A 16,128-nucleotide genomic window follows, 5' to 3' on the forward strand; every position below is an offset into this window, starting at 1 on the left:
GGCCTCAAGGCCCCGACGGCAAGGGCCTGTTGGTCCCGGACACGGCCCCGTCGGCCCACGCCACGGCCGCCGTGTCCGGGCCACCCTGGTGACAAGAGGCCGAACGGAGAGACTGCCATGACCGAACACACCGACGGCAACGCCATCGTGGTGGGCGTCGACGGATCCGAGGCGTCGATGGCGGCCCTGCGCTGGGCGGCCGAGCAGGCGGAGGTCCTGCACACGGACCTCGTCGCCGTGCACGCCTGGGAACCGGCCGCGAACGGGCACGCTCCCTACGCTCCGGTGCCGGCCGGCCCGACGGCCGCCCAGGAGCGCGATCGGGCCGCCCATGTCCTCGGCGCCACCGTGCGCGAAGCACTGGGACCCCGGACCGGCGATGCCGTTCTTCGCATCGTGGTGGAGGGACCGCCCGCACGCGTACTGCTCCAACAGGCGCGCGGCGCCCTGCTGTTGGCCCTGGGCCGCAAGGCGCACGGGAACTTCGGACTGCCCTCGGTCGGCCCGGTGGGCCGCGAATGCCTGCGGCACGCGACCGTCCCCGTGGTGACCGTTCCGATCGCGGACCGGTCCCAGGAGTCAGCGGAACCCGTCAACTCGCCTTCACTGGCCGGGAGTCGTGTCCCCTAGAGCGCGTTCGAGAAGTGGATCAAGCATCGTGGTCGGTGGGGCCGGGTGTCCCCTCCGCCCAGCCTCGGGCCAGGGCCAGTCGCCCCGACCGGTGTGCCTCGCGCTGTTCGGTGACCCATCGCTCGACCTGGTTCACGGATGCCGCGAGCGGCCGGCCGCTGGTGTCGATCAGGTGGGTGCGCCATCGCGGGTCCTCGGCGGTCCACATGGTCCACCGGTCCCAGACCATCTCCGGCCAGCTCCCGTCGATGATCGCATCAGGCCGGAAGCGCGGGTCGCGGGCGTGCGCGCGGTGCCAGGCGGCCCAGCCGCAGAAGGCGTCGGTGGCGGCCTGATCCCATCGGCCGCCGTCGCGTGCGGCGAGTCGGTCGCGCCGGTCCTGGTCGGCGACGTCGATCAGGCAGACAGCGATCCCGTTCAGCAACGGGGCCGAGGGGGCGGCCAGGACCTCGCCCAGCGGCGAGTTCCCGGACAGCAGCAGGTCCATTCCACGGACCTGGTACTCCAGCGCGCGGCGCACCCACACCTCGGTCATGCGATTGCGCCAGTGGGGAGGGATCGGAGGGTCCGGGACACCGACTTCGTCGAACTCGTGCACCACGGCCCCGTCCAGGCGGCCAGTGACGGCGAAGGCAAGTGTGGTCTTGCCCGCGCCGCTGGATCCGGTCAGCTTGAGCAGCATCCGACCAGGGTGGCAGCTCACCAAGGCTTTCTCGACCGGTTTGTCGGGCCCCACCGGTCCTCGGCGTTCGCTCCACTTCTGAAACACGCCCTGGCACTGGGGACAGCCGGAAGACCGAACGGCTCGGACCTGGGGTCCGGGCCGGTTCTCCTGCCAGAGGGGTAAGGGGTGTGCCGTCCGGGGTAGAAGGAGACGGGGCCGGTCGGCTCTGGTGCGTGGTCGTTGTGGCCCACGGACCGGGGTCCAAGGCCCCATCGTCGTACGAGCGGTCATGGACGAGGCTCAGGGCATACGCGGTGGCCGGGTGAGAGGCACCCTGCCCACGGGAATCCAGGAGGCGGCGGTCATGAAGCGCATACAGGAGACCAAGCGCCCCTCGATTCCGCGCCGGCCCGCGCCGCTCGACCTGCGCACCCCGTCCGGGCGGCGCCTCCCGTACTGACACGTGAGCGGGGGTACCCCGTCACCGGACGAGGACCCGCTCTCCCGAGCGCGGCACGACGGCCGTCCAGCCCAGGGACTGGTCGATACGGTCCCGCAGGGACTCGGCCGCGTCAGGCTCTCCGTGCACCAGGTAGGTGGTGTGCGGGGCGGGCGCGCCGTGCAGCCAGTCGATGATCTGGGCGGCATCCGCGTGGGCCGAGAAGTGCGGTACGTCGGCGACCTGTGCACGCACGGGGACGTACTCGCCGAACATCTTGAGCGCCTTGGCTCCGTCGACGAGGTCGCGGGCCCGGGTGCCGCGCGCCGCGAAGCCCACCACCATGACGGTGTTGCGCGGGTCGGGCAGCAGGCGTTCCAGGTGGTGCAGGACGCGGCCTCCCGTGGCCATGCCGGACGCCGAGACGATGACGGCGGGCCCGGTGGAATCGCCGATCTCGACCGACTCCTGGACGGTCCGGGCCGCGAGGAACGGCTCGGGGCTCAACACGTCCGTGCCGGCGGCCGTGACCTCGGGGCGCAACTCAGGAGCCCCGGCGGTGACGGCGTCCCGGTAGACGTCCAGTGCGGCCAGCGCCATCGGACTGTCGACGTACACCGGTACGGCGGCGGGGAGCAGGCCCCGGCGGCGGAGTTCGGCGAGCTCGTGCAGGACGACCTCGGTCCGGTCGATGGCGAACGCCGGGATGACGACCGTGCCGCCCCTCCTGAGGGTGCGGGTCAGGACGTCGGCGAAGTGGGCCCGCCCGGCGTCCTCCTCGTGGCGTCGGTTGCCGTACGTCGACTCCATCAGGAGTACGTCCGCACCGGAGAACGGCTCCGGGGGCCGTAGCAGGGGATGTCCCGGGCGGCCGAGGTCGCCGCTGACCGCGAGGGTGTGGCCGTCCTCCAGGGTGAGCAGTGCCCAGGCCGAACCGAGGATGTGGCCGGCCGGGTGCAGCGTGAGGCGGGTGTGCGGGGCGAGTTCGGTGGTCTCGCCGGTGCGTACAGGGTCGATCAGCTTGAGGGTGCGGTCGACGTCCGCGTCGTCGTACAGCGGCTGTGCGGGCCGGTGCTTGGACCAGCCGCGATCGTTGGCGTGCTGAGCGGCCTCCATCTGCAGCTTGGCGCTGTCACGGAGGACGATCTCGATGAGGCGTGCGCTGTACTCGGTCGTCACGATGCGGCCGTGGAAGCCGTGCCGCACCAGCCTGGGCAGGTATCCGCAGTGGTCGAGGTGGGCGTGCGTGACGACGACCGCCTCGATGTCGGCGGCGTCGCAGGGCAGCCGACGCCAGTTCATCCGGCGCAGATCGGCGAGGCCCTGGAAGAGGCCGCAGTCGACGAGTACGCGCGCGTGGTCGCTCTCGACGAGGAACTTGCTGCCGGTGACCGTCCCGACGCCGCCCAGGAAGGTGAGCAGCGCGGGTCTCGTGCGGACTTCCGAGGGTCGTGCCGCCTGTGGTACTTCCTTCAAGGTCATGGCCGCCTCCTCGTCGCACGAGTGCGCTGGGTCGTGTGCGCGGCCGGGGGCCCTGTCCCGGCCGCGCACACGTGGTGCGACACGGCGTGTGTGCGCGCTCAGCCGTGCTGCACCGGGATGGTCCGGGTGCCTGCCTTCGTCTCGGGCACCGGGACCGTGATCGTCAGGACACCGTCCTTGTACGCGGCGGTGGCCTCGTCGCCCTGCGCGCCGGCCGGCAGCCGGAGGGCGCGGGCGAACGTGCCGTAGCGGAATTCCGTACGGTGCTTCTCCGTGGTCTCCTCACTGCGCTCGGCCCGCAGGGTCAGAACGCCTTCCGTGACGGTGATCTCGACGTCCTTGGCGGGGTCGATGCCCGGAAGTTCCGCCCGCACCACGTACGTTCCGTCCGCCAGGTGCTCCTCGATCCGGATGTGGTGCAGCCCCGCGACAGCGTGCGTGCCCGGGAACCCGGTCTCGACCCAGCCGAACAGGTCGGGAAGCGCCGGCCAGCCAGGCAGCCGCTCGATCATGCCGCTCATGTTGTCCCTCCCTTTCTTCTCCACTTCCAGCGTCCCGCGCGCGGGCGTCGCCCGCGTGGGCCGACCGGGCCCGTCGACGACCCGGTCGGCCCTGGCGGCCGATCTTCTTCCGGGTCTCAGAGGGGTTCGGGGTCCGGACGGCGGGGCGGCCCCAGGAGCGCGCAGTCCACCTCCACCACGCCCTCCACGGCCCGCACCAGGCGGGTGGCGACGGGCACGAGGGTGGTGTCGGGGATGCGGCCGGTGAGGGTGGCGACGCCGTCGCGCACCTCCACGCGGATCGGTGCGACCGACTCCGGGAACAGACGGGCGACGACCTCGCGGCGGATCTCGTCCGCGATGTCCTCGTCGTCCCGCAGGAACACCTTCAGCAGGTCGGAGCGGCTGACGATGCCCTTCAGCAGGCCCTGGTCGTCGACCACGGGGAGCCGCTTGGTCCGGGTCTGCGCCATGGTGCGCGCGGCCCGGGCCAGGGTCGCGTCGGCGTGGACGGTGAGGGCCGGCGCGGTCATCAGCTCGGCCGCGGTGACGGCCCCGGCCTTCACCAGGTCGGACAGGCGGCGCAGTTCGGAGTACCGGTCCGGGTCGCCGTCGTGGAACGCCTCCTTGGGCAGCAGGTCGGCCTCGGAGACCACGCCGATCACCCGCCGCTCGTCGTCCAGGACGGGAAGCGCGCTGACCTTCCACTGCTGCATGGTCTTGACGATGTCCTTGAACCCCGCACCACGGCCGAGGGCTACGACAGTGCGGGTCATGACATCGCTGACGATGTGCGGGGTGCTGTGCATGGTGCCCTCCGGCGTTGTCACGGGACACCTTCAGCCTCGGTGACGGCGGCACCGGACGCATGGGCCGAACGGTCCCCACCTGGGCCCCGATGGGCTCTCCTGCGGCTGTGCCATCGGGACGACGCTGGTGGTACAGGGTCCGCGGACCGGCCCGCGGCCACCGATCCAAGGAGGTGTTGACCGTGCTGCGTCCTGTTGTCGTAGGACTGGACGGTTCACGCGAGAGCCTCGCCGCCGCCGACTGGGCGGCGAGGGAGGCACTGCGCCGCGGTGTGCCGCTGCGCCTGGTGCACGCGTGGGAGGCGGCGTCGCCCGAACCGTCGACGCTGCCCGAGCTGGAGGCGCCCCGGTTCTGGTCGCGGCGGATCCTCCGCGAGGCCATGGACCGGGTCAACGAGCGTTATCCGCAGGTCTATCTCAGCGCCGAGCAGATCGCCCGGCCCGCGTCCGACACCCTCGTGGCGGCGTGCGCGGAGGGCGAGTTGCTGGTGCTGGGCAGCCGCGCGTTCAGCGGATTCGGAGGGTTCCTGGCCGGTTCCGTGGCACTGGCCACGGTCGCCCGCGTGACGCGGCCGGTCGTGCTGGTCAGGGCCGACGAGACCCCCGCGAGCGAGCGGATGCCCGGCTCCGACGGCAAACCGTCGGCCCGCGCGCCGTACCGCGAGGTCGTGGTGGGCGTCGACACGGCGCGTCCGTGCGAGGACGTTCTCGCCTTCGCCTTCGAGAGCGCTGTACTGCGGTTCGCGCCCCTGCGTGTGGTGCACGCCTGGCAGCAGTCGATCTCGCCCGGGCCCGGCGCGAAGAACACGAGCGCGCAGGAAGACGCCGAGCGGGAACTGGCCAGGGTCCTCGGGCCATGGCGCGAGAAGTACCCGATGGTGGAGGTCCACGAGCTCGTGGCGAACGACCATGCGGCGCACCTGATCCAGGGCGCGACGGCGGACGCCGGCCTGCTGGTCGTCGGCCGCCGCAACCGCCCGGCCAGGGTCGGCGCGCACACCGGACGGGTCGACCACGCGGTGATGCACCACGTCCGCTGCCCGGTCGCGATCGTCCCGCACGAATGACCCGGCCGTCCCGGTCCGGCCGCCTCCGGCCGGACCGGGACCTTGCGCTGCCCTCACCCGCGTTCCCGTGCCCCCCTCGGCCCCCTGAGCAGGGACGTTCGGCCCCTGAGGAGTCGGCCCGGCACTGGGATACGACTGAAGAGGAGACCGTCCGGAGGGAGTACGACATGTTCCAGGTACGCATCCACGGCCGCGGCGGTCAGGGAGCCGTCACGGCCGCGGAGTTGTTGTCGGTGGCCGCGTTTCTGGAGGGCCGCCACGCGCAGGCCTTTCCGAGCTTCGGTTCGGAGCGGACGGGAGCGCCGGTGATGGCGTTCTGCCGCATCGACGACCGGCCCATCCGGGTGCGCGAGCCCGTCATGCGTCCGGACGCGCTGGTGATCCAGGACGCGACGCTGCTGCACCAGGTGAACGTCTTCGAGGGGTTGTGCCCCGGAGGCAGTGTGCTGATCAACTCACCGCTTCCCGTGGGGGACTTGGGCATCTCGGACGTCATCACGCCCGGCCGTGCCCTGACCGTCCCCGCCACGGCGCTCGCCCTGCGCCACTTCGGGCGGCCGGTGCCGAACGCCGTCCTGCTGGGCGGGCTGGCCGCACTCACCGGGTGCGTGTCGATCGACTCGCTCGTCGCCGCAGTCCAGGAACGCTTCCCCGGCGAGCTGGGAGCCGCGAACGCGGCCGCCGCCCGGGAGGCCTACGACCACGTCAGCACCGTCCAGTGGGAGGAGCAAGCCCATGCTCAAGCAGACTGAGGGCTCTCGCGCGGTCGCCGAGACCGTCGCGTACTGCCGGCCCGAGGTGATCGCGGCCTACCCGATCTCGCCGCAGACGCACATCGTCGAGGAGCTCAGCCGCCTGGTGAAGTCCGGTGCGCTGAAGCCCTGCGAGTACGTCAACGTCGAGTCGGAGTTCGCCGCGATGTCGATGTGCATCGGGGCCTCGGCGGCCGGAGCCCGTGCCTACACGGCGACCGCCAGCCAGGGCCTGCTGTACATGGTGGAGGCGCTCTACAACGCCTCCGGGCTCGGCCTGCCCATCGTGATGACGGTCGCCAACCGGGCGATCGGCGCGCCGATCAACATCTGGAACGACCACAGCGACAGCATGTCTCAGCGCGACTCCGGCTGGATCCAGCTGTACGCGCGCGACAACCAGGAGGCCGCCGACCTGCACCCGCAGGCGTTCAAGCTGGCCGAGGAGCTGTCGCTGCCGGTGATGGTGTGCATGGACGGCTTCGTCCTCACGCACGCCTGGGAGCGCATCGAGGTGCCGGAGCAGGCACAGGTCGACGCGTTCCTGCCGCCGTACGAGCCGCGTCAGGTCCTGGACCCGAACGAGCCCGTGTCGATCGGCGCGATGGTCGGTCCGGAGGCCTTCACCGAGGTGCGCTATCTGGCGCACGCCAAGCAGATGCAGGCCCTGGACGCGATACCGCGGATCGCCGGGGAGTTCCGGCAGGTCTTCGGCCGTGACTCCGGCGGGCTGCTCCATCCCTACCGCTGCGAGTTCGCCGACACGATCGTCGTGGCGCTGGGCTCGGTATTCGGCACCGTGTGCGACGTCGTGGACGAGATGCGGGACCGCGGGGTACGGATCGGGGCGCTGGCGATCACGTCGTTCCGTCCGTTCCCGCTGGACGCGGTACGGACCGTGCTCGGCGGGGCCCGCCAAGTGGTCGTGCTGGAGCGGGCGTTGGCGGTCGGCGTCGGCGGGATCGTGTCGGCGAACGTACGGACCGCGCTGTCCGGGATCCACCTCGACGGTCACACCGTGATCGCGGGGCTGGGCGGACGCCCGATCACCAAGGAGTCGCTGCACCGGCTGTTCGACGACGCGGTCGCCGGCCGCCTGGAGCAGCTGACGTTCCTGGACCTCAACACCGAGCTGGTGGAGCGGGAGTTGGCGCGGATGGCACAGACCAGGCGGTCGGGCCCGTCCGCGGAGAACATCCTGCGCGATGTGGGGAGCAACCGATGAGCGCCGCACCACAGGTCAGGTTCTACCAAGTGGGCAGCTTCGCCGCCGGAAACCGGCTGCTGGGGCCCGAGTTGCAGTCCGACCAGGCCGATCCGGCCCGCGCCAACGCGCTGACCTGCGGCCACCGCGCCTGCCAGGGCTGCGGCGAGGCGCTCGGCGCCCGCTACATCCTGGACGCGGCCCAACGGGCGGCCGGCGGCAAGGTCATCGCGGTCAACGCGACGGGCTGCCTGGAGGTCTTCTCCACGCCCTACCCCGAGACGTCGTGGCAACTGCCCTGGCTGCACTCGCTGTTCGGCAACGCACCCGCGGTCGCCGCGGGCGTGGCCGCCGCGCTGCGCGCCAAGGGCCGTACCGACATCCGGGTGGTTGGGCAGGGCGGCGACGGCGGCACGGTCGACATCGGGCTCGGCTGCCTGTCGGGCATGTTCGAGCGCAACGACGACATCCTGTACGTCTGTTACGACAACGAGGCCTACATGAACACCGGCGTGCAGCGCTCGGGGGCCACTCCCCCGGCCGCGCGCACGGCCACCACCCAGGCGGTCGGCGAGGAGCCGGGCGCCCCCTTCGGGCAGGGCAAGAACCTGCCGTTGATCGCGATGGCGCACGAGATCCCGTACGTGGCCACCGCGACCGTGGCCGGGCTGCGCGACCTGGAGGCCAAGGTGCACCGGGCGATGGGCATACGCGGCGCCCGCTATCTGCATGTGCTGGTGCCCTGCCCGCTGGGCTGGGGCACGGCGTCCCACGACACGGTGCGCATCGCGCGGCTGGCCGAACAGACGGGCCTGTTCCCGGTGTTCGAGGCCGTGGACGGCGAGGTCACCGACGTCACGCCGATCCGGCGGCGGGTCCCCGTCGAGGAGTACCTGCGCCCGCAGAAGCGGTACGCACACCTGTTCAAGCCCGAGGTGCGTGCGGACGTCATCGCCCACCTCCAGCGGACCGCCGACCGCAACATCGCCCGCTTCGGGCTGCTCGCCGAGGAGGCAGTGCCGTGAAGGACAAACCGTTCGCGATCACCCTGGACGTGGGATCCAGCCTGGCCAACCACACCGGTACCTGGCGGACCGAACGTCCCCAGTACGTCGACCGGCTGCCGCCGTGCAACCAGGCGTGCCCGGCCGGCGAGAACATCCAGCAGTGGCTGTTCCACGCGGAGAGCGGCGACTACGAGTCCGCCTGGCGGCAGTTGATGCGCGACAACCCGCTGCCCGCCGTCATGGGCCGGGTCTGCTACCACCCCTGTGAGACGGCCTGCAACCGCGTCCAGGTCGACAACGCCGTCGGTATCAACTCGATCGAACGCTTCCTCGGCGACGAGGCTATCAAGCACGGCTGGACGGTCGACCCCCCGTCGGTGGCGTCCGGCAAGCGCGTCCTGGTCGTCGGCTCGGGCCCCGCCGGACTGTCGGCCGCGTACCATCTGCGGCTCCTCGGCCACGAGGTGACCATCCGTGAGGCGCAGGAGCAGCCCGGCGGGATGATGCGCTACGGCATCCCGCGCTACCGGCTGCCGCGCGAGGTGCTCGACGCGGAGATCGGCCGGATCGTCGCGCTGGGTGTCACGCTGGAACTGGACACCCGGGTCTACGACGTGCTCGCCGCACAGCACGACGAGGGCTTCGACGCGGTGTTCCTGGCCGTGGGCGCGGGCATCGGCAGGCGCACCTACATCCCCGCCGGTGACAGCGCGAAGATCCTCGACGCGGTGGCGCTCCTCGGCAGCATGGAGGGCGAGGGCCCGCCCCTGCTGGGCCGGCGGGTCGCGGTGTACGGCGGCGGCAACACCGCCATGGACGCCGCACGCACCGCCCGCCGACTGGGCGCGACGGACGCCGTGGTGGTCTACCGGCGCACCCGGGACCGGATGCCGGCGCACGACGTCGAGGTCGAGGAGGCCCTGGAGGAGGGCGTGCGGATGAAGTGGCTCTCCACCATCAAGCACGCCGACGAGGGACACCTCACCATCGAGCGGATGGCCCTCGACGAGACCGGATTCCCGCAGCCCACGGGCGAGTTCGAGGAGCTGCAGGCAGACACGGTGGTCCTCGCCCTCGGCCAGGACTCCGACCTGTCCCTGCTGCAAGCGGTGCCCGATCTCTCGGTCGACCACGGCATGGTCCAGGTCGCCGGCGGACTGATGACGGGCCATCGGGGCATCTTCGCCGGGGGCGACATGGTGCCCGCCGACCGCACGGTCACGGTGGCCGTCGGCCACGGCAAGAAGGCGGCACGGCACATCGACGCATATCTGCGCGGGAGTTCGTACGAGCCGGGCGCCAAGCACGCCCCGGCCGACTTCGAGAACCTCAACACCTGGTACTACGCGGACGCACCCGCCTCCGTCAGGCCGCGGCTCGAACTCGCCCGGCGGGTCTCGACGTTCGACGAGGTGGTGCACGGGCTCGACGAGTCCACGGCACTGTTCGAGGCCCGGCGGTGCATGTCGTGCGGAAACTGCTTCGAGTGCGACAACTGCTACGGCGTCTGCCCGGACAACGCGATCACCAAGCTCGGTCCCGGCAAGGGATTCGCGATCGACCTCGACTACTGCAAGGGCTGCGGGCTGTGCATGGCCGAGTGCCCGAGCGGGGCGATCGAGATGGTGCCGGAGGAGTGAACGGCGAGCATGAGAGGGGCCCCCGCGCCGGCGAGCGCGGGGGCCCCTCTCGTCGTACGTCAGCCGACGAACTCGCCTACCGCCGCCTTCAGTTCGGCCAGTCCCTTCTTCGCGTCGGTGAAGAACATGCCGGTCTTCGGGTCGGTGTACAGCTCGTTGTCCACGCCCGCGTAGCCGTGCCCCATCGAGCGCTTGATGACGACCACGCTCTTCGCCTTGTCGACGTCGAGGATCGGCATACCGGAGATCGCGTTTCCGGGGCGGCGGGCGATCGGGTTGGTGACGTCGTTGGCGCCGATCACCAACGCCACGTCGGCCTGCGGGAATTCGGGGTTGACCTCGTCCATCTCCTTGAGTTGCGTGTACGGCACGTTGGCCTCCGCCAGGAGCACGTTCATGTGCCCTGGCATACGGCCGGCCACCGGGTGGACGGCGTAGCTGACGTCGACGCCGTGCTCGGTCAACAGCTTGGCCAGGTCGCCGAGTTCGTGTTGCGCCTGGGCCGCGGCGAGACCGTACCCGGGAACGAAGATGACCTTGCGCGCGTAGGCGAGCTGGATCGCCACGTCGTCGACGGAGATCGCGCGCACCTGAGCGGGTGCTCCGTCCGCACCGACCGCCGTCGGGGCGCTGTCGCCGGTGCCGAAGCCGCCGATCACAATGTTCATGATGGACCGGTTCATGGCGTCGGCCATCAGCTTGGTGAGGATGCCACCCGAGGAGCTGACGAGCATGCCCGCGATGATCAGTGCCGTCTCGTCGAGGACGAAGCCCGCCATCGCGACCGCCGACCCCGTGAAGGCGTTCAGCAGGGCGATGACCACCGGCATGTCGGCCCCGCCGATGGGCAGCACCATGGTCACGCCGAACAGCAGGGCGACAACGACCAGTCCGTACAGGGCAGTTGTGGAGTCCGGGGCCAGCACCAGCCAGACGGTGCCGACGGCGAAGGACGCCGGGAGCAGCACGTTGAGCAGGCGTGCCCCCGGGAACACCACCGGCGAGCCGGACACGAGGCCCTGGAGCTTGCCCGCCGCGACCAGCGAGCCGGAGAAGGTGACCGCGCCGATGACGATGCTCAGCGCACCCGGCAGCGAGACGCGTGCGCCCAGCGCGGCCGGATGGTCGGCCTGGAGGAGATCATTGACCGCGATGAGGGCAGCCGCACCGCCACCAACAGCGTTGAAGACGCTGACCAGTTGGGGCATCGCGGTCATCTTGACCTCGCGCGCGGCCCACAGCCCGAGTGCGGCGCCGACGAGACCGCCGCTGACCAGGACGAGCCAACCGGTACTGGTGATCCGGCTCTCGTGGACGACGAGCCACACCGTGCCGCCGATCGCGACGGCCATGGCCCCGGCGGAGAGCGTGTTGCCGCGGCGGGCCGTGCGCGGGTGGTTCATGAGGTGCAGGCCGATCACGAAGCAGGCGGCCGCGGCCAGGAAAACGTAGTGGACGGCGTTGGAGACGGTGTCCATGGCGGTCACACCTCCTTGTCCCGTGTACCGGCGGTGACCTTGTCCGGTGTTCCGGGGGCCGGCCGGGCCTTGAACATCTCCAGCATCCGGTCGGTGACGACGTAGCCGCCGACCACGTTCATGGCCCCGAACACCATGGCCACGAAGGCCAGGACATAGCCGAGCCACGTGTGCGACTCGGCCGCGATGAGCATCGCGCCGATGACGACGATGCCGTGCACCGAGTTGGAGCCGGACATCAGCGGGGTGTGCAGGGTCGCCGGGACCTTGCTGATGACCTCGATGCCGACCAGGACGCTCAGCACGAAGACGGTGATCGCGGTGAGGAGGTCGAGGTTGTTCATGAGGATGCACCTCCTGTCTGTGACGCTCCGCCCGTGAGGGCGGCCGTGATCTCGTCGGTCGGGTCGAGGACGAGTTCGCCGTCGGGCGCCAGGTGGCGCAGGAGGGCGACGAGGTTGCGGGCGTAGGCGGTGGACGCGGCGGTCGCCATGGCGGACGGCAGCCGGCCGGCGCCGATCAGGGTGACGCCGTTGTCGAGGACGGTTGTCTTGTCTGCCTCGGTGCCCTCGACGTTGCCGCCGAACTCGCTCGCCGCCAGGTCGACGACGACCGAGCCGGACTTCATGCGCCCGACGACCTCTGCGGTCACGAGCAACGGCGGTTTGCGGCCGGGCACTTGGGCGGTGGTGATGACGATGTCGGAGCGGGCGATGTGCTCGTTCAGCGCGGCCCGCTGGGCCTGCTGCTCTTCCTCGGTCAACTCCCTTGCATAGCCGGTCTGTTCGGCGCCCGGTTCCGGTGCCTGGGAGGTCTGTATGTCGAGGAACCGGGCGCCCAGCGACTCCACCTCCCCGCGGGACGCGGGGCGTACGTCGTACGCCGAGACGACGGCGCCGAGGCGGCGGGCGGTCGCGATCGCCTGCAGCCCGGCCACTCCGGCGCCGAGGACGAGGAACTGCGCCGGGCGCATGGTGCCCGCCGCGGTGGTCAGCATCGGGAAGAACCGGTCGTAGGAGTCGGCGGCGAGGACCGCCGCCTTGTAGCCGGCGACGTTGGCCTGGGAGGTCAGCGCGTCCATCGACTGGGCGCGGCTGAGGGTGCGGGGCAGCAGGTCGAGGCTGACCGTGCGGACCCCGCGCCCGGTCAGTTCGTCGACGAGGGCGGGATGGCGGAGCGGTTCGAGCAGGCCGATCAGGGTCTGCCCGGTGCGCAGCGCCTCGGCGCTCTCCGGGTCCGGCGGTCCGACGCACAGCACGGCGTCCGCGCGTGCGTACAGCTCCTCCGGCGATACGACGGTCGCGCCGGCCTCGGTGTAGTCGGCGTCGGTGAACCAGGCGCCGGACCCGGCGCCGGCCTCGACGAGGACGTCGATTCCGGCCCGGCGCAGGAGGGTTACGGCCTCGGGGACGAGCGCGACCCGGCGTTCACCGGGCGCCCGCTCCCGGACGGCTCCTACGATGACGGTTCCCATGATCTGCTGCCTCTCCCTGTGACCCCGGGGTTGCCGGGGTCAGAATTCGAAGACGAGCCGTGCTTCGGCCCGTCCGCCGAGGACCTCGTCGAAGGAGTCGTTGACCTGGTCCAGACGGCGCGTTTCGGCGATGACCCGGGTGCGGCCGGCCGCGTGCAGCGCGAACACCTCGGACAGGTCCTGACGGGTGCCGACGATGGAGCCGATGACGGAGATCCCGCCGAGCACCGTTTCGAAGATCGGCACGTTGATCGCGGCGTCGTCGGCGGGCAGGGCGACCATGACGAGTCGTCCGCCGCGGTTGAGCGACCGGTACGCCTGCTCGAACGCCTTGGGCGCTGCGGCGAGCACGACGGCCACGTCCGCGCCGCCGGCCTTCTTGATCTCCTCGACCGGGTCGTGCGTACGGGCGTTGACGGTCAGGTCGGCGCCGAGCTGGTGGGCGAGTCCGAGCTTGTCGGGTTCGAGGTCGACGGCGGTGACGAACCCGCCGACGAGGCGCGCGTACTGCACGGCCAGGTGGCCGAGGCCGCCGACACCGAAGACCGCGACGCGTTCGGCCGGGGTCACCCGGGCGACCTTGATCGCCTTGTACGTGGTGACGCCCGCGCAGGTCAGCGGCGCCGCGTCGAAGGAGGACACGCCGTCGGGGACCCGGACGATGGCACCGGCACTGGCGACGGCGTACTCGGCGTAGCAACCGTCCACGGAGTAGCCGGAGTTGACCTGGCTCTCGCAGAGGGTCTCCCAGCCGGAGACGCAGTAGCGGCAGGTGCCGCAGGACGAGCCGAGCCACGGGATCGCGACCCGCTTGCCGACCAGGTCGGCGGAGACGCCCGCGCCGACGGCCTGTACGGGGCCGACGCCCTCGTGGCCGGGGACGAACGGCGGCTGCGGCTTGACCGGCCAGTCGCCGTGGGCCGCGTGGATGTCGGTGTGGCAGAGGCCGGAGGCCTCCATCTTCACGAGCACCTGGCCGGGGCCGGGCTCGGGGACGGGAAGGTCCTGGATCTCCAGTGGCTTCCCGAAGTCGGTGACGACTGCTGCCTTCATGATCAACTCCTCAAGTGGTTGCGCACCGGGGCGCCTTGACCCGGGTCACGAAATGCAGCCCGTCTCCGGCTGCGAGGGAGAAGCCGCCCGGCGTACCCGGTTCCACGTCCAGGACGTAGAAGGGGCGGCCGTGCGCCTCGTACTGGTCCGCGTTCACATGGAAGGTGCAGCCATCCACCACGCCGACGAGCATGTCCCCGTCTCCCAGGACGAATTCGCCGCCCGGGAAGCACATCGGGTCGCTGCCGTCGCAGCAGCCGCCCGACTGGACGAACATCACGGGGCTGCCGTGGGCGGCGCGCAGGGCCGCGATGGCCTTGCGCGCCGCACGCGTTGCGGTGACGCGCCCGACGGTGCCGTACTCGACTGTTGCGGGCATGTCGCTGCGCTCCTCTAGAACAGCCCGAGCGGCTTGTCGCTGTAGCTGACCAGGAGGTTCTTGGTCTGGCTGTAGTGCTCGAGCATCATCTTGTGCGTCTCGCGGCCGATGCCGGAGACCTTGTAGCCACCGAACGCGGCACCCGCGGGGTACTGGTGGTAGCAGTTCGTCCAGACGCGGCCTGCCTTGATGGCACGGCCCATCCGGTAGGTGCGGCCGGTGTCGCGGCTCCACACGCCGGCCCCGAGGCCGTAGAGCGTGTCGTTGGCGATCTCCAGGGCCTCGGCCTCGTCCTTGAAGGTGGTGACGGCGAGGACGGGTCCGAAGATCTCCTCCTGGAAGACCCGCATCTTGTTGTGGCCCTTGAGGACGGTCGGCTCGTAGAAGTAGCCGTTCGCGAACTCCCCCTCCATGGTGGGCCGGTGGCCGCCGACGAGCAGTTCCGCGCCCTCCTTGAGACCGATCTCGACGTACGACGCGATCTTCTCGATCTGCTGCTTGGAGACCTGCGGACCGATCATGGTCGCGGTGTCGAGCGGGTCGCCCTGCTTGATGGCGCGGATGCGCTCCAGGCAACGGCCCATGAACTCCTCGTAGATGTCCTCCTGGATGAGTGCGCGCGAGGGTGCGGTGCAGACCTCGCCCTTGTTGAACGCGTACAGGACGAGTCCTTCGACGGCCTTGTCGAGGAAGTCGTCGTCGTGGGCGGCCACGTCGTTGAAGAAGATGTTCGGCGACTTGCCGCCCAGCTCCAGGGTGACCGGGATGATGTTCTGGGCCGCGTACTGCATGATCAGGCGGCCGGTGGTGGTCTCGCCGGTGAAGGCGACCTTGGCGATGCGCTTGTTGGTGGCCAGCGCCTTGCCGATCTGGGCGCCGGGGCCGTTGACGACGTTGAGGACGCCGGACGGCAGGTGGTCGCCGATGACCTCCATCAGCTTGAGGATGGACCACGGGGTCGGGGAGGCGGGCTTGAGCACCGTGGCGTTGCCGGCGGCGAGCGCCGGGGCCAGCTTCCACGCGGCCATCAGCAGCGGGAAGTTGAACGGGATGATCTGGCCGACCACGCCCAGCGGCTCGTGGAAGTGGTAGGAGATCAGGTCCTTGTCGATCTCGGTGATCGAGCTCTCCTCGGCGCGGATCGCGGCCGCGAAGTAGCGGAAGTGGTCGGCCGCGAGGGGGATGTCGGCCGCGAGGGTCTCACGGACCGGCTTGCCGTTCTCCCAGCTCTCGGCGATCGCCAGTTCCTCGCGGTGGGCGTCGATGGCGTCGGCGACCGCGTTGAGGGCGGCGGCACGCTGAGTGGTGGACGCCTCGCCCCACTTGGGCTGTGCGGAGTGGGCGGCGTCCAGGGCGAGTTCGATGTCCTCGGGTCCGGACTTCGGGACCTCGCAGATCGGCTCGGCGGTGGCGGGGCACAGGTTGGGCGAGTACTCGCCCGTCGTGGGTGCCTGCCACTTGCCGCCGATGAAGTTCTCGTAGCGGGGCGCGACATCCACGGGGCTGCCCGCCCGGCCCGGAGGCTGGTACTTCATGACCGTCCCCATTTC

16 protein-coding genes are annotated in these 16,128 nt (G+C 70.8%); 6 read left to right on the plus strand and 10 right to left on the minus strand.

Annotation, left to right across the window (positions count from 1 at the left end; translation table 11 throughout):
• Positions 1 to 117 precede the first annotated feature (117 nt).
• A complete protein-coding gene (locus OG223_RS02245) occupies positions 118 to 630 on the plus strand; it encodes a universal stress protein (RefSeq protein ID WP_329241532.1) in 513 nt (170 codons plus the stop codon).
• A gap of 19 nt (positions 631 to 649) precedes the next feature.
• Here OG223_RS02245 and OG223_RS02250 read toward each other — a convergent pair whose 3' ends face one another.
• From OG223_RS02250 to OG223_RS02265, 4 genes are all read right to left on the minus strand, one after another.
• Positions 650 to 1,312 carry a hypothetical protein gene (locus tag OG223_RS02250; protein ID WP_329241534.1) on the minus strand — a complete coding sequence of 221 codons (663 nt, stop codon included), beginning with the start codon at positions 1,310 to 1,312 and terminating at the stop codon, positions 650 to 652.
• A 463-nt stretch (positions 1,313 to 1,775) separates the two neighbouring features.
• Positions 1,776 to 3,215 carry an MBL fold metallo-hydrolase gene (locus OG223_RS02255; protein WP_329241536.1) on the minus strand — a complete coding sequence of 480 codons (1,440 nt, stop codon included), beginning with the start codon at positions 3,213 to 3,215 and terminating at the stop codon, positions 1,776 to 1,778.
• Between the two features lie 98 nt (positions 3,216 to 3,313).
• Positions 3,314 to 3,736: an Hsp20/alpha crystallin family protein gene (locus tag OG223_RS02260; protein ID WP_329241538.1), complete on the minus strand. Its 423-nt coding sequence runs from the start codon at positions 3,734 to 3,736 to the stop codon at positions 3,314 to 3,316.
• A gap of 116 nt (positions 3,737 to 3,852) precedes the next feature.
• Positions 3,853 to 4,524, minus strand: a complete 672-nt coding sequence (locus tag OG223_RS02265; protein WP_329265092.1) for a CBS domain-containing protein — start codon at positions 4,522 to 4,524, stop codon at positions 3,853 to 3,855.
• A gap of 182 nt (positions 4,525 to 4,706) precedes the next feature.
• Here OG223_RS02265 and OG223_RS02270 point away from each other — a divergent pair, with 182 nt between their 5' ends.
• The 5 genes from OG223_RS02270 (at position 4,707) to OG223_RS02290 (ending at position 10,194) form a co-directional block, all read left to right on the plus strand.
• Positions 4,707 to 5,591 carry a universal stress protein gene (locus tag OG223_RS02270; RefSeq protein ID WP_329241539.1) on the plus strand — a complete coding sequence of 295 codons (885 nt, stop codon included), beginning with the start codon at positions 4,707 to 4,709 and terminating at the stop codon, positions 5,589 to 5,591.
• 167 nt (positions 5,592 to 5,758) lie between these two features.
• Positions 5,759 to 6,343 (plus strand): 2-oxoacid:acceptor oxidoreductase family protein, encoded by a 585-nt coding sequence (locus OG223_RS02275; protein ID WP_329241542.1) that lies wholly within the window; start codon positions 5,759 to 5,761, stop codon positions 6,341 to 6,343.
• Complete coding sequence (gene porA / locus OG223_RS02280) at positions 6,327 to 7,568, plus strand: pyruvate ferredoxin oxidoreductase (protein ID WP_329241545.1); 1,242 nt, start codon at positions 6,327 to 6,329, stop codon at positions 7,566 to 7,568. The genes OG223_RS02275 and porA overlap by 17 nt, the downstream gene beginning before the upstream one ends.
• Entirely contained in the window at positions 7,565 to 8,572 is a 1,008-nt protein-coding gene (locus tag OG223_RS02285) for a thiamine pyrophosphate-dependent enzyme (RefSeq protein WP_329241548.1), read from the plus strand. The genes porA and OG223_RS02285 overlap by 4 nt, the downstream gene beginning before the upstream one ends.
• Complete coding sequence (locus tag OG223_RS02290) at positions 8,569 to 10,194, plus strand: NAD(P)-binding protein (protein ID WP_329241551.1); 1,626 nt, start codon at positions 8,569 to 8,571, stop codon at positions 10,192 to 10,194. Before OG223_RS02285 ends, OG223_RS02290 begins: the two co-directional genes overlap by 4 nt.
• Positions 10,195 to 10,253: 59 nt before the next feature.
• Here OG223_RS02290 and OG223_RS02295 read toward each other — a convergent pair whose 3' ends face one another.
• The 6 genes from OG223_RS02295 to OG223_RS02320 are packed head-to-tail and all read right to left on the minus strand — an operon-like array spanning position 10,254 to position 16,113.
• Positions 10,254 to 11,672, minus strand: a complete 1,419-nt coding sequence (locus OG223_RS02295; RefSeq protein ID WP_329241554.1) for an NAD(P)(+) transhydrogenase (Re/Si-specific) subunit beta — start codon at positions 11,670 to 11,672, stop codon at positions 10,254 to 10,256.
• A gap of 5 nt (positions 11,673 to 11,677) precedes the next feature.
• On the minus strand, positions 11,678 to 12,016 hold the full coding sequence (locus tag OG223_RS02300; RefSeq protein ID WP_329241557.1) for an NAD(P) transhydrogenase subunit alpha: 339 nt from the start codon (positions 12,014 to 12,016) through the stop codon (positions 11,678 to 11,680).
• The gene (locus tag OG223_RS02305) at positions 12,013 to 13,146 is read right to left on the minus strand and encodes an NAD(P) transhydrogenase subunit alpha (RefSeq protein ID WP_329241559.1); all 1,134 of its coding nucleotides are present in this window, start codon (positions 13,144 to 13,146) and stop codon (positions 12,013 to 12,015) included. Before OG223_RS02305 ends, OG223_RS02300 begins: the two co-directional genes overlap by 4 nt.
• Positions 13,147 to 13,185: 39 nt before the next feature.
• The gene (locus tag OG223_RS02310; protein ID WP_329241562.1) at positions 13,186 to 14,199 is read right to left on the minus strand and encodes a zinc-dependent alcohol dehydrogenase; all 1,014 of its coding nucleotides are present in this window, start codon (positions 14,197 to 14,199) and stop codon (positions 13,186 to 13,188) included.
• A 10-nt stretch (positions 14,200 to 14,209) separates the two neighbouring features.
• Positions 14,210 to 14,578, minus strand: coding sequence for a DUF779 domain-containing protein (locus OG223_RS02315; RefSeq protein ID WP_329241565.1), 369 nt, complete (start codon positions 14,576 to 14,578; stop codon positions 14,210 to 14,212).
• A 14-nt stretch (positions 14,579 to 14,592) separates the two neighbouring features.
• Positions 14,593 to 16,113, minus strand: a complete 1,521-nt coding sequence (locus OG223_RS02320) for an aldehyde dehydrogenase family protein (RefSeq protein WP_329241567.1) — start codon at positions 16,111 to 16,113, stop codon at positions 14,593 to 14,595.
• Positions 16,114 to 16,128: the final 15 nt, after the last annotated feature.

Origin of the sequence: Streptomyces sp. NBC_01478, from assembly GCF_036227225.1 — a bacterium.
Classification (GTDB): domain Bacteria; phylum Actinomycetota; class Actinomycetes; order Streptomycetales; family Streptomycetaceae; genus Streptomyces.

Bases quoted from the DNA above. Each gene is read 5' to 3' on its own strand.
- OG223_RS02250 (WP_329241534.1), bottom strand. From the start codon at position 1,312: ATGCTGCTCAAGCTGACCGGATCCAGCGGCGCGGGCAAGACCACACTT.
- OG223_RS02255 (WP_329241536.1), bottom strand. From the start codon at position 3,215: ATGACCTTGAAGGAAGTACCACAGGCGGCACGACCCTCGGAAGTCCGC.
- OG223_RS02260 (WP_329241538.1), bottom strand. From the start codon at position 3,736: ATGAGCGGCATGATCGAGCGGCTGCCTGGCTGGCCGGCGCTTCCCGAC.
- OG223_RS02320 (WP_329241567.1), bottom strand. From the start codon at position 16,113: ATGAAGTACCAGCCTCCGGGCCGGGCGGGCAGCCCCGTGGATGTCGCG.
- OG223_RS02310 (WP_329241562.1), bottom strand. From the start codon at position 14,199: ATGAAGGCAGCAGTCGTCACCGACTTCGGGAAGCCACTGGAGATCCAG.
- OG223_RS02300 (WP_329241557.1), bottom strand. From the start codon at position 12,016: ATGAACAACCTCGACCTCCTCACCGCGATCACCGTCTTCGTGCTGAGC.
- OG223_RS02285 (WP_329241548.1), top strand. From the start codon at position 7,565: ATGAGCGCCGCACCACAGGTCAGGTTCTACCAAGTGGGCAGCTTCGCC.
- OG223_RS02305 (WP_329241559.1), bottom strand. From the start codon at position 13,146: ATGGGAACCGTCATCGTAGGAGCCGTCCGGGAGCGGGCGCCCGGTGAA.
- OG223_RS02245 (WP_329241532.1), top strand. From the start codon at position 118: ATGACCGAACACACCGACGGCAACGCCATCGTGGTGGGCGTCGACGGA.
- OG223_RS02275 (WP_329241542.1), top strand. From the start codon at position 5,759: ATGTTCCAGGTACGCATCCACGGCCGCGGCGGTCAGGGAGCCGTCACG.
- OG223_RS02315 (WP_329241565.1), bottom strand. From the start codon at position 14,578: ATGCCCGCAACAGTCGAGTACGGCACCGTCGGGCGCGTCACCGCAACG.
- porA (WP_329241545.1), top strand. From the start codon at position 6,327: ATGCTCAAGCAGACTGAGGGCTCTCGCGCGGTCGCCGAGACCGTCGCG.
- OG223_RS02295 (WP_329241554.1), bottom strand. From the start codon at position 11,672: ATGGACACCGTCTCCAACGCCGTCCACTACGTTTTCCTGGCCGCGGCC.
- OG223_RS02265 (WP_329265092.1), bottom strand. From the start codon at position 4,524: ATGCACAGCACCCCGCACATCGTCAGCGATGTCATGACCCGCACTGTC.